The following is a 12287-nucleotide window of genomic DNA, read 5'->3' on the forward strand; positions in this document are numbered from 1 at the left end:
GTCGAGCGAAGCTCGACGGAGTGGGGGTCGACCCCTGGTGCTGCAAGACGGAAGCTTGACCCGGCAGCCCTTGTCGTACACACGACGTGTGACGATTTCGGAGAAAGAAAATGGCCGTTGCTGACGACATCGCTCTGATCAAGAGACAGGAAGAAACTCTTGTCTTTCCCGCCTTCGATGAGGCCGTTGCCTTCAAGATCGGTTCCGCCATCCGCGACCGAGCACTTGCTGAAAACATGCCTGTCATCGTCGATATCAGGCTGTGGGATCGGCCGCTCTTCTATGCCGCCATGCCGGGCTCCAACGCTTCCAATCCCGACTGGGCGCGACGCAAGATCAATGTCGTGAAGCGCTACCTCAGAAGCACCTACCGTCTGGTTCTGGAGCAGCAACGTCTCGACCGGACCTTCAAGATCGGCGAAGGCCTGGACATATCGGAATACGTGCTCGCCGGCGGTGGTTTCCCGGTGACGGTCAATGGCGCTGGCGTGATTGGCGTGATTGCGGTGTCGGGGCTGCCGGAACGAGAAGATCACGGCGTCGTGGTCGATGCACTGTGCGATCATCTTGGTGTCGACAAGCGCGGGCTGGCGCTGGCTGCGGAAGCCGAATGACCGTGCTCGACCCCAGGACCTTTCTCACCTCGATCTTTGACGCCGCCGTTGCTGCCGCCGATCCGGAGCGCACCATCCGCGACCATCTGCCGGCGAAGCCCAAAGGCCGCACCATCGTCATCGGCGCCGGCAAAGGCTCGGCGCAGATGGCGGCGGCCTTTGAGAAAGTCTGGGACGGGCCGATAGAAGGGCTGGTCGTCACTCGCTACGGCTATGGCGCCAGATGCGAGCGCATCGAGATCATCGAGGCCGCGCATCCGGTGCCGGACGCCGCCGGGCTCGAAGCCTCGCGACGACTGCTGGAGAAGGTGCAAGGACTGACGGCGGACGACCTGGTCGTGGCGCTGATTTCCGGCGGTGGTTCGGCGTTGCTGCCGTCTCCCGCCGCCGGCCTGACGTTGGCCGACGAGATCGCCGTCAACGAGGCGCTGCTCGCCTCCGGCGCGCCGATCGCGGCGATGAACACCATCCGCAAGCACCTCTCCACCATCAAGGGCGGCCGGCTGGCCGCTGCCGCATGGCCGGCCAAGGTGGTGTCGCTGGTGGTCTCCGACATCCCCGGCGACAATCCAGCCCTGGTGGCGTCCGGCCCGACCGTTCCGGACGCTGGCAGCCGGAAAGATGCGCTGGCATCGATATCCGCCTATGGCATGAAACTGCCGGACGCGGTCATGGCGCATATCCAGTCGCCGGCGGCCGACGCACCAGATCCCGACGATCAGCGCTTTGCGCGCAACGAGGTGCATCTGATCGCTTCCGCCGGCGTCTCGCTGGAGGCGGCGGCTGCGGAAGCCAGGCGGCAAGGCGTCGAAGCCGTCATCCTCTCCGATGCCATCGAAGGCGAAGCACGCGAAGTCGGTGGTGTTCATGCGGCAATCGCCCGTGAAGTGGCGACGCGTAATCGGCCGTTCTCGAAGCCGGTGCTGATCCTGTCCGGCGGCGAGACCACCGTGACGCTACGCGCGAAAGGCAAGGGCGGTCGCAATTCGGAATTCCTGCTCGCCTTCGCCATCAGCATCAACGGCTTAGAAGGCATTCACGCACTGGCCGCCGATACCGACGGCATCGACGGCTCGGAAAACAATGCCGGCGCCTTCGCCGACGGCTCAACCGTCTCGCGCATGCGGGCGGCGGGTGTCGACGCCAAGGCGATGCTGGCCGGCAACAATGCCTGGACGGCCTTCAATGCGGTGGGGGATTTGTTCGTGCCGGGACCTACGGGCACGAATGTGAACGATTTGAGGGCCATTTTCGTTCGTTAAAGGCCTGTGCGCCCCCCTCCCAAACGCAAGCGCTGCCCCTCATCCGCCTGCCGGCACCTTCTCCCCTTATAGTGACGGGGAGAAGGAAGCTAACCGCGTCTTGGCGCTTTTCTTGCAACGTTGGTGATTGGCGAAAGCGCAGGCACAGCGCCTTTCTCCCGTCGCTATACGGGGAGAAATGTCCGGCAGGACAATGAGGGGCGGCGCCAACCGTTCGATCCTTATCCAGCGCTCGGATCTGATCGATCACGTCGCCATAAGCCGCTTCACCTGCCTCATATCCCCCAAAAACCGCGCGCGCTCGGCTTCCTTGTCCGCCGGCTCATGGATGCGCAGGATGAAGGAGGGATGGATGGTGATGAAGACACGCAAGCCATCCTCGCGCTCCACCACTTGCCCGCGCATCTTGGTCACGGGGATTGCCTTGCCAAGCAGCGACAGCGCCGCCGTTGCGCCGAGCGCCACGGCAAGCTCCGGCCTGATCAATTCGAACTCCCTGTCGATCCACCAGCGGCAGGCCTGGACCTCGCCGGCATTCGGCTTGGAATGGATGCGTCGTTTTCCGCGCGGCTCGAATTTGAAGTGCTTGACCGCGTTGGTGACATAGACTTTTTGGCGGTCGACCCCGGCATCGTCCAGGATCGCATCGAACACCTTGCCCGCGGGGCCAACAAAAGGTTTGCCGGCGATATCCTCCTGGTCGCCAGGCTGTTCGCCAACGAAGATCACCTTGGCATTGTCGGGTCCTTCGCCGAAGACGGTCTGCGTCGCATCGCGCCAAAGCGGACAGCGGCGGCAGCCTTTTGCGGCTTCGCGCAACTCGGAAATCGTGCTGGCCTCATCGTCTTCCGAGGCTTCTGCCGGCTGGCGCTTCGGCCAATGTTTTGCCTGCACCTTGGCGTGGTGCGGCGCGGGCGTTGTTGGCATTCTGGCAATCATTTCTATGGCGGCCTTGTCCGCTCCCGCGATCAGGTCAGGAATGAGCGAAGCCTCGGGAAGGTTCCGCCAATATTTCTTCGGCATCTCCTTCTGCATGGCTTTCACCTTCAGCCGCGCCGGATTGAAGATGTTCTCGAAATAGGTCCGCCACAGCGCCTCGGTGTCGTCCTGGTCGGGCGCGTCGGCCTTGGCGGCGCCCGGTCCGATCGCCAATCTTTTGCCATCCCAGTCGGCCGAAGCGTATGGCGTCTGGATCGTCCAGCGCATGCCGGTGAACCGCCGGACGAAGAAATCCGCGTTGCGCTCGACGATGAAATGGTCGGGCTCGAACCACGCGACATAGCGTTCATCCTCGCCATCGCCGATCTTCCGGAAGCGGACGAAGGCGTGCATCTTGTGGCTGTCGCGCCGCACCGCCTTTTCCATCGTCTCCAGCCGCCTGGTGTCGGGATCCGATGCGATCGCCAGCAACTTGGGCTCCGTGCGCAACCGCCACAGCATCCGGTAGAGAAAGGCGAAACGGCCGGGGTCACGATGGCAGAAGGCGGTTTCGGCATGACCGATGAACTCGCGCGGCACAACGAGCTGCGCGCCCTGCGGCACGTCAGGCAAATCGCTTTGCGGCCGCTCGGAACCGGCCGCGACATGCCAACCGATGTCCTCGGGTCCGACCTCGTTGAGCGCCAGCCGCCGCGCCGCGTCACGCCAGCCGGCGAAATCGGTCTGGCTTTCAAGCCAGACCGTGTAGCGGGTGAGGTCGAGTTCTGCCGGCCGCATGGTCAAAACAGCGCCAGTTGTTCGCAAGACTGCACGATCTTGTCGCGCAGGCCGGCTCTGTCGGTCAGCGCGCCTGGCGACCAGCCTTCGGCGACAATGAAGGGTCTCAGCTTGGCGATCGAATGGCAGAGCCTGCCGATATCTTCGAGCCGCAGGCGTCGGTGGCGGCGGGTTTCCAGGATTTTCGCCACCACCTTGGTCCCCAGGCCAGGCACGCGCAGCAGCGCCTCGCGGTCGGCGCGGTTGACGTCGACGGGGAAGCGTCCCCGGTTGCGCAGCGCCCAGGCAAGCTTCGGGTCGATGGCGAGATCGAGCATGCCGTCGCTGCTGCCGGCCAGGATTTCCGGCTGGGAAAATCCGTAGAAGCGCATCAGCCAGTCGGCCTGGTAAAGCCGGTGTTCGCGCATCAGCGGCGGCTTTTGCAGCGGCAGCGACGACGAGGAATCGGGGATCGGACTGAAGGCCGAATAATAAACGCGCCGCAGATGGTAACTGCCATAGAGCCGGGCGCTGGTGTGCAGGATGCCGTCGTCGGAGGTCTTGTCCGCGCCAATGATCATCTGCGTCGACTGTCCGCCCGGGGCGAAGCGTTCGCGTTTCTTCGTCCGCTGCGTCGGCTCGGCTTTCTCCTCCATCTTCCGGCGCAGATTGGCCATCGAAAGCCGGATTGTCTCCGGCTTCTTTTCCGGTGCCAGCTTCTTCACGCCCTCGTCGGTGGGCAATTCGACATTGATCGACAGGCGGTCGGCATAGAGCCCGGCCTTCTCGATCAGGTCCGCCGAACTTTCCGGGATGGTTTTGAGGTGGATATAACCGGAGAATTTTTCCTCCAGCCGCAGCCGCCGCGCCACCTCGACCATTTCGCCCATGGTCTCTTCTGGCGAGCGGATGACGCCCGAGGACAGGAAAAGCCCCTCGATATAATTGCGCCGGTAGAAATCCATGGTCAGCTTCACCACCTCGTCGATGCCGAAGCGGGCGCGCCGGACATTCGAGGACGAACGGTTGATGCAATAGCTGCAGTCGTAGATGCAGAAATTGGTCAGCAGGATTTTCAGCAGCGAAATGCAGCGGCCGTCCGGCGCATAGGAATGGCAGATGCCCATGCCTTCTGTGGAACCGATGCCGCCGGATTTTAGCGAATCCTTTTTTGCGGAGCCCGACGAGGCGCAGGACGCGTCGTATTTGGCGGCGTCGGAGAGGATTGCCAGCTTTTCACGAACAGGAAGCACGCTCATATGTTCATGATATGTTCCTAGGACGTCAAGCGCTACCTCATTTGATGGTGGCGGCGAAAAAGTGATCGTCGCCGGGGCGCTCGGTCGTCAGACTTCGTGCAGGTAGAGATGATAGTCCAGCTCGCTGACCGTGCGCGCCACGCGCAGGTATTCGGACTGCTTGATCGCCACGAAGGTGCGGTGCAAGTCCTCGCCGAGCGCGCCCTTTAGGAAGCTGGACGCCCGGGCCGCTTCGATTGCCGCGCGCCAGTCGGCCGGCATCGTCGTACGGGTGACGGCCGCCTCATAGCCATTGCCGGTCGTTTCGGGGCCTGGATCGAGCCCCTCGTCGAGGCCTTTGATGATGCCGGCCAGCACCGTCGCGGCGACCAGATAGGGATTGGCGTCGACGCCTGAGGGCCGATGCTCGATGCGCCGGTTTTTCGCGTCGCCCGCTGGCACGCGCAGCGCCACCGAGCGATTGTTGACGCCCCAGGTCGGCGCCACCGGCGCGTAGGACTGCGAGACGAAGCGCCGCCAGGAATTGGCGTGCGGCGCAAACACCAGCATCGATTCCGCCATGGTCTGGATCAGGCCGCCGAGGCCCCGCAACAGCGGCAGCGACCAGTTTTCCCCCGCGGCTTCCGAGAAGACATTCTTGCCCGCTCTGTCCTGCAGCGAGACGTGAAAATGCATGCCGGAGCCGGCATATTTCTCGATCGGCTTGGCCATGAAGCAGGCGGTGACGCCGTGGCGGCGCGCCTGCGCCCGCACCAGCCGCTTCAGCATGACGAGGTCGTCGGCCGCTCGCATCACGTCCTTGCGGTAGTTCAGCGTCAATTCGTATTGGCCAGGCGCATATTCGGAAATCACCGTCTCGGCCGGGATGCCTTGCGCCTTGGCGGCGGCGTAGATGTCGGAGAACAGCGGCTCCATGCCATGCAGATGGTCGACGGAATAAACCTCGGTCTTGCCCGAGATGCGGCCATCGAGCACCGCGCGCGCCGGCTGCACCTTGCCGTCGGCATCGCGCTCATTGGCCAGCAGGAAAAACTCGAGCTCGAAGGCGCCGGCCGGATGGAGGCCCTTGGCAGCCAGTATGTCGACCTGCCGGGCAAGCGCCAGGCGCGGGTCCGACGACATTGGCTGGCCGTCGAGATGGTACATCGCCATCAGCACCTGGCCGCGCGGCGGGTTCGTCCCGTAAAGCGGCACCAGCGTGCCCGGAATCGGCCAGGCCCTGAGATCGCCGTCGCCGCTGTCCCAGATCAGCCCGGTTTCGTGCACATCCTCGCCGGTGATGTCGAGGCCGAGGATGGAGATCGGCATATGCCGGCCGCCCTCGAAAATGCTCTTCAGCTCATGCCGCCGCACGATCTTGCCACGGCCGACTCCATTGGCGTCGGTCAGTACGATATCGAAGGCCTCGATCTCGGGATGGGCGTCGAGAAAGGCTTGCGCCTCGGCGGGCGTCGAGCCCGAAGGTGAGGTCACGAGGGCGTTAGGATGATCCATGGCCGCTTGTCTCATGCCGCAAGCTTTGCCGCAACCGCGCCAAAAGCGCTGATCAGCCGGTTGACCTGCGTGCCTGACGTCGCCGGCGAGATCAGCATCATGTTGTGGAAGGGTGCGATCAGAACCCCGCGATTGACCAGGGCGACATGGATGGCTGCCTCCAGTTCCGGCGCATGCGCACCCTCCGCCTCGGCGCCATTGCGCAGCGGGCCGGGCGCGCAGATGAACTCGACGCGGGCGCCGACACGGGCGACATGCCAGGGCAGGCGGTAACGGTCGATCACCCCGGTCAGCCCGGCGTCGAGCCGCCGCGCCAGGTGATCCATGCGGTCGTAATTCTCCTGCGTCATCACCTCCTCGAGCGTGGCGCGCATCGCGGCGAACTGCAGCGGGTTGGCCGAGAGCGTCGTGCCCATGCCGGAATAGCCCGGCTCTTTCGTCCTGTTGTAGTCGGCGTAGCGCGAGGCGACCTCCTCGCTCATGCCCCACACGCTTGCCGGCACGCCGCCGGCGATCGGCTTGCCCAGCACGAAGAAGTCGGGATCCAGGCCGTATTTCCTCGTGTAGCCGCCGGGACCGGTCGAGATGGTGTGCGTCTCGTCGATCAAAAGCAGTGTGCCGGCCGCGCGGGTCAGCCGGCGCAGCGCATCGTGATAGCCGGCATCGGCAAGCACCATGCAGGAATTGGTCAGCACCGGCTCGGCGATGACGCAGGCCACGTCCCTGTCCTCCAACGCGGCTTCGAGTGCGGCGACATCGTTGAACTCGATGACCTTGGCGGTTCGGGTCAGATCGCGGAATTCGCCCGCCAGCCCGGGCCTGTTGACGGGCTTGCCGTCGATCAGCCGCACCATCGTCTCGTCCACCGAGCCGTGATAGCAGCCGTTGAAGACGAGGATCTTTTCCCTGGAGGTAACCGCACGGGCTACCCGCAGCGTGAAGCGGTTGGCGTCGGTCGCCGTCGTCGCGATCTGCCAGAACGGCAGGCCGAAGCGCTGTTGCAGCAGCGGTCCGATGGCCAGCGCATCTTCCGATGGCAGCATATAGGTCAGGCCGCGCCCGGCCTGGCGGCGAATGGCGCGCGCCACCGGCGGCGGCGAATGGCCGAACATCGAGCCGGTATCGCCGAGGCAGAAATCGTCCAGCCTGTTGCCGTCGATATCGGTGATTGTGGCGCCTTTGGCGCTGTCGACCAGGATCGGAAACGGCGTCGGCCAGTCATTCATCCAGTGCATCGGCACGCCGCCGAAGAAGCCGGGCAGGCCGTTGCCGACCTTGGCCTGCGATTTCGGTCGCGCCTCGCGGAAGGCAGCCCCTTCCGTCTCGCGCAATTGCGCGACGCGGTCGCGGCCGATGCCGCCGATGGTGCTTGAACTGTCGCTGCTGTGCATGAAAACCCCTCTGTCTCATTCCTCTTAGCCAATCCACCTCCGCGACGGCAATTGGCCGTGCGGCTGTTCTGCATTGGCTCAGCCTTGCCAGCGGCGCTTGACGCTCCGTGCGAAGTCGGCGCCAATGTGGACGGCAATTGGGTAAGGGAAATGCGGACGATCATCTGCCTGACGATACTGTTCCTGTCGGCCGGTACGGCGTTCGCCACCGGCGGCATCTGGTGCTCAGTCGATGATCCACAGGTCAAATTCCAGGTCGATGCCGGCGTGACCACCGGGATGGGTGGCCCGACTTTCAACTTCCGCGGCGACCTCGAAATCAAGGCTAGGCCAGCCGGCGATCAGTTGCAAAAGACCATTTTTGAGAACGCCAACCTCACCCAGTACTGGCTGGACAACAAGGAACTGCGGCTGAACATCTACCACGAGCAGGAAGTGGCCCAGAACTACAATTCGGTCGAACTGACGATCCTGACCAAGGCCAGCGACGAGGGCGTCTATGATGGAGACTACAAGCTCGCCATCTATGACAGCACGGTCGACAAGGACAGCGATGGCAAGCCGGTCGATCTGACCGGCAAGGTTTCCTGCGGCGCCGAGTAGTCAGCTATTTCGAGACTAGGCCGTGATGTCGATGACCCCGCAGTCGCCGGCCGCACTGCCGAAGGCGACGCGGCGTTCTTCCTTGTCCCACATCATCGCGGTGATGCCGCCCTTGCCCGGGCGCCGCAAAAGCACTTCCTTGGCGTCGGCGAAGCGCACAGCCATCACCATGCCGTCGTCATAGCCGACGGCCACGACATCCTGGCTTGGATGGCAGGCGACCGCCGTCACCATGGCGTTGCCGCGCGTGCCGAGTTCCAGCGGCGCCTTGCCCATCGGCCCGTCCTTGGACGAGAACGGCCAGACGATCGCCGCCGGCGCACCGGAACTGGCCAGCCATTTGCCTTTGACGCTCCACGACAGGCTCTTGACCTTGCCGGGATAGCCACTCATGCGCATGTGCTTGCCGTCGGCGAGCTTCCAGCCATGCAGGGCGTTTTCCTGCATGGTGGTGACGAGGAAGGCGCCGTCCGGCGAGAAGGTGATGCCGGTGTGCGCGCCGGCCCATTCGAGATCCACCGGCTTGCCTTCGGCGGCCGGGAAATGCAGCGTCGCGCCATTGTAGCGGGCGACGCCGAAGCGCATGCCCTTGGGCGAGAAGGCGAGCCCCTCTACCGAACGCGGATGTAAGAATTCCTTGGTCTTGCCATCGACAAAGCGCACGAAGGCGGTCTTGCCCGTGGCATAGGCGATGGCGCCTTGCGGCCCGGCGGCAACGCTGGTGATCCATTTCTTGCCGGCGCTCGCCACCTCCTGGGTCTCACCGCCGGCCTTCACGGCAAACACCTTGCCGTCCTCGCCGCCGGTGATCAGCCGGTCGTTCGCCGCGTCATGGAAGGCCGCCAGCAGCCCATCATTGGCCTGCACGGTCTTGTGGCCATTGTCGAGCCGGTGGATAGCGCCATCGGCCAGCGCGAAATGCGGCACGTCGCCAAGGAAGACGGCGGCGACGCAATGGCCTTCGAGATCGAGCGGAGCGACGGTTGGCATGGCAGGCTATTCCATTCGAGGAAGCCGCCGGCGCGGCCAGGGGCGGCTCTTCCTTCTCCCACAAGGGGAGAAGGACAGACCGGGCAGCGCTAACGCTACGGGATTTGGAAATCAAGCCGCCTGGCAGGCGTCAAAGCTCTTCTTCAGCCGCTCGGCGTCGAGTTCGCGGCCGATGAAGACCAGCCGGCTCTCGTGCTTTTCGCCATCTTTCCAGGCGCGCTGGTGGTCGCCCTCGATGATCATGTGCACGCCCTGCAGGACATAGCGCTCGTCATCGCCCTTGAGCGCGATGATGCCTTTCAGCCGCAGGATGTTGGGGCCTTCCATCTGGGTGATCTTCTCGATCCACGGGAAGAATTTCTTCGGGTCCATTTCGCCGCCGCGCAGCGACACCGACTGCACCGTCACGTCATGGATGTCGGAGGGATGCGCGTGATGGTGGTGGTCGTGCCCATCGTGATCGTGGTGATCATGGTCGTGATCATGGTCATGGTGATCATGGTCGTCATGCGCCTCGAGGAAATGCGGGTCGTTTTCCAGTGCCTTGGACAGGTCGAAGGCGCCACGGTCGAGCACCTCCGACAGCGCCACGCCGGCGCGCGTCGTGCGATGGATCCTGGCCGCCGGGTTGATGGCGCGGATCGTTGCCTCGACCTTGGCCAGCTCTTCGGCGGTGACGAGATCGGTCTTGTTGAGAACGACGACGTCGGCGAAGGCGATCTGGTCCTCGGCTTCCTTGGAATCCTTGAGCCTGAGCGGCAGGTGCTTGGCGTCGACCAGCGCCACCACGGCATCGAGCTTGGTCTTGGAGCGCACGTCGTCGTCCATGAAGAAGGTCTGCGCCACCGGCACAGGATCGGCCAGCCCCGTGGTCTCGACGACGATGGCGTCGAAACGGCCGGGCCGGCGCATCAGGCCTTCGACGACGCGGATCAGGTCGCCGCGCACCGTGCAGCAGACACAGCCATTGTTCATCTCGTAGATTTCCTCGTCCGATTCCACGATCAGGTCGTTGTCGATGCCGATCTCGCCGAATTCGTTGACGATGACCGCGTAGCGCTTGCCGTGGCTCTCCGACAGGATGCGGTTGAGCAAGGTCGTCTTGCCGGCGCCGAGATAGCCGGTGAGAACGGTTACGGGGATCTGCGTCTGTGCGTCGCTCATGGCTTGCCTCGAATGACTTGGGCCTGAAATCCAGGCCGCGAAAGGGGATTGTCGGTTGCATATAGGATGTGCGCCGGGCTTTTGCACGGGGCAAACCATGGGCCAAAGCTGTCGGCAGGGGATTGTCCTGACATCACGGCCACGCACCCGGTCGCCGCCTCGGCGCTGGAATGATCAAGAGAGACGTCTTGTCAGGACTGTCGGGCGTCGGATCGCATCCACGCAAGGTTGCAGCGAATCCGCTCCGCTCGAAACTCGTTTGTCATCTAACTGAAATAAACATCTGGCATCACCACGGCGGACACCGCAATGCTTGCCGGCAAAGCTGTTTCGAATGCCGGAATCTTTTCGATCGTCGATTGCCAACCGGCCGGCTGCGTCTATGCTGTGCGCACCGGTACGGCCGAAGAGGGATGACCATGGCCAAGGCGGACAAGACTGCAACGATGAGCCGGCTGCATTCAGCGGCAAGGCTGGCAAGGACCGCGCTGGCGGCACGGCTTCTGGCGCATGGCTTCTATGCCGGCCAGGACCAGATCATGCTGGCGCTCGACCGTGAGGACGGCCAGACACCGGGCAATCTTGCCGGGCGGCTCGGCGTGCGTCCGCCGACCATCACCAAGACCATCAACCGGCTGCAGGCGCAGGGTTTTCTGGAAAAGCGCGCATCGGAATCCGATGCGCGCCAGGCGCACATCTTCCTGACCGAGACCGGTCGCGAAACCATCCGCGCCATCGAGAAGTCGGTGAGGAAGACCGAAAAGCAGGCGTTGAAGGGCCTCGACAAGAAGGACCAGAAGGCGCTGTTCAAGCTGCTCGCCCGCATCGAGGCCAACCTCTCCAACGAGGAACTGGTGCTGATCGACGACGACGCCGAAACCGACGACTGATCCCTTCGCCAATCAGGCGGCCGCAACTCCGTTGATCAAGGACGACCAGCGTCCCGGCGTCATGCCGAACGCTTTCTTGAATTGCCTGTTGAAGTGGCTCTGGTCGCTGAAGCCGGCTTCGATCGCGATCTGCGCCAAGGGCTCGCCGGCGGCGATCATCCTGCGTGCGCGCTGAAGCCGGCGCATCACCAGGAAACGATGCGGACTGGTCGAGAAGGCCGCGCGGAAATGTCTCGATAGGGCATAGCGGTCGAGACCCGTGACGGCTTCCAACTCACCCGAACGCACGGGCCGGTCGAGGTTTTCCGTCAGATACTCGCGCGCCAGCGTCGCCGCCCGCCGCGCCGTCCCCGCTATTGGCTTTGCCGGCTGGCCGGCGTGCCGGGCCAGGGCTAGCGTCAACTGCGCCAGGAAGTCGTCGACGAACAGCTCGTCGAGTTCCTGTTCCAACGGGCCGAGCGCCGAAAGCAGCGTCGCGCAGAAGGCGTCGTCGGTCACCACGCCGTCCCTGACGAAAGGCAGCGTCGCGCCACCGAGAGAATCGAGCATAAGTGACGGCTCCAGATAGAGCATCCTGTAACGCAGGCCTTCCTCCGTGCCCGCGCCGCCATCATGCAATTCGTCGGGATGCAGCACGATGATCTGGCCGGGCAGGCTCAGCCGCGCCGCGCCGCGATAGCGGAAGGTCTGCACGCCGCGCAATGTCACCCCGATCGCATAGGTGTCGTGGCGGTGCAGGTCGAAGGCGCTGCCGTGAAACCGAGCCTCGATACGCTCCATCCCGGCCGGGTCGGGCGCGGAAATGATGCAGTTTTCCGCGGCATCGGCGCACAAACGTCCAAGACCCTCGAAAGCCTGGCGGTCTAGTTCGAACGACATCGTCCCTTCAGCCTCGAAAAATCGGGGCGCCAGCTGGAATTGGTCA

The 12287-nt window shown here is 63.9% G+C and carries 11 protein-coding genes; 4 read left to right on the top strand and 7 right to left on the bottom strand.

Translation table 11 applies throughout. The features are described 5' to 3' along the window. Window positions 1-110 precede the first annotated feature (110 nt). Together LB569_RS30120 and LB569_RS30125 are read left to right on the top strand one after the other, a co-directional pair. Window positions 111-614, top strand: a complete 504-nt coding sequence (locus LB569_RS30120; protein ID WP_224695178.1) for a heme-degrading domain-containing protein — start codon at window positions 111-113, stop codon at window positions 612-614. Then, on the top strand, window positions 611-1876 hold the full coding sequence (locus tag LB569_RS30125) for a glycerate kinase (RefSeq protein WP_224695179.1): 1266 nt from the start codon (window positions 611-613) through the stop codon (window positions 1874-1876). Before LB569_RS30120 ends, LB569_RS30125 begins: the two co-directional genes overlap by 4 nt. Window positions 1877-2122: 246 nt before the next feature. Here LB569_RS30125 and LB569_RS30130 read toward each other — a convergent pair whose 3' ends face one another. The 4 genes from LB569_RS30130 to LB569_RS30145 form a co-directional block, all read right to left on the bottom strand. After that, window positions 2123-3592 (bottom strand): UdgX family uracil-DNA binding protein, encoded by a 1470-nt coding sequence (locus LB569_RS30130; RefSeq protein ID WP_224695180.1) that lies wholly within the window; start codon window positions 3590-3592, stop codon window positions 2123-2125. 2 nt (window positions 3593-3594) lie between these two features. Next, a complete protein-coding gene (locus LB569_RS30135; protein WP_224695181.1) occupies window positions 3595-4830 on the bottom strand; it encodes a putative DNA modification/repair radical SAM protein in 1236 nt (411 codons plus the stop codon). 87 nt (window positions 4831-4917) lie between these two features. After that, window positions 4918-6324: a glutamine synthetase family protein gene (locus LB569_RS30140; RefSeq protein ID WP_224695182.1), complete on the bottom strand. Its 1407-nt coding sequence runs from the start codon at window positions 6322-6324 to the stop codon at window positions 4918-4920. Window positions 6325-6335: 11 nt separating this feature from the next. Further along, entirely contained in the window at window positions 6336-7715 is a 1380-nt protein-coding gene (locus LB569_RS30145; protein WP_224695183.1) for an aspartate aminotransferase family protein, read from the bottom strand. A 150-nt stretch (window positions 7716-7865) separates the two neighbouring features. On the opposite strand from LB569_RS30145, the gene LB569_RS30150 reads away from it, so the two are divergent. Further along, window positions 7866-8318 carry a hypothetical protein gene (locus LB569_RS30150; protein WP_224695184.1) on the top strand — a complete coding sequence of 151 codons (453 nt, stop codon included), beginning with the start codon at window positions 7866-7868 and terminating at the stop codon, window positions 8316-8318. Window positions 8319-8333: 15 nt separating this feature from the next. Here LB569_RS30150 and LB569_RS30155 read toward each other — a convergent pair whose 3' ends face one another. Next, window positions 8334-9308 carry a WD40 repeat domain-containing protein gene (locus LB569_RS30155; protein WP_224695185.1) on the bottom strand — a complete coding sequence of 325 codons (975 nt, stop codon included), beginning with the start codon at window positions 9306-9308 and terminating at the stop codon, window positions 8334-8336. Between the two features lie 111 nt (window positions 9309-9419). Continuing rightward, entirely contained in the window at window positions 9420-10472 is a 1053-nt protein-coding gene (locus LB569_RS30160; protein ID WP_224695186.1) for a CobW family GTP-binding protein, read from the bottom strand. A 419-nt stretch (window positions 10473-10891) separates the two neighbouring features. On the opposite strand from LB569_RS30160, the gene LB569_RS30165 reads away from it, so the two are divergent. Beyond that, window positions 10892-11362 (top strand): MarR family winged helix-turn-helix transcriptional regulator, encoded by a 471-nt coding sequence (locus LB569_RS30165; RefSeq protein ID WP_224542805.1) that lies wholly within the window; start codon window positions 10892-10894, stop codon window positions 11360-11362. Between the two features lie 12 nt (window positions 11363-11374). Here LB569_RS30165 and LB569_RS30170 read toward each other — a convergent pair whose 3' ends face one another. Next, the gene (locus LB569_RS30170; protein WP_224695187.1) at window positions 11375-12241 is read right to left on the bottom strand and encodes an AraC family transcriptional regulator; all 867 of its coding nucleotides are present in this window, start codon (window positions 12239-12241) and stop codon (window positions 11375-11377) included. Window positions 12242-12287 lie beyond the last annotated feature (46 nt).

It is taken from the genome of Mesorhizobium sp. BH1-1-4, from assembly GCF_020165665.1.
GTDB lineage: Bacteria > Pseudomonadota > Alphaproteobacteria > Rhizobiales > Rhizobiaceae > Mesorhizobium.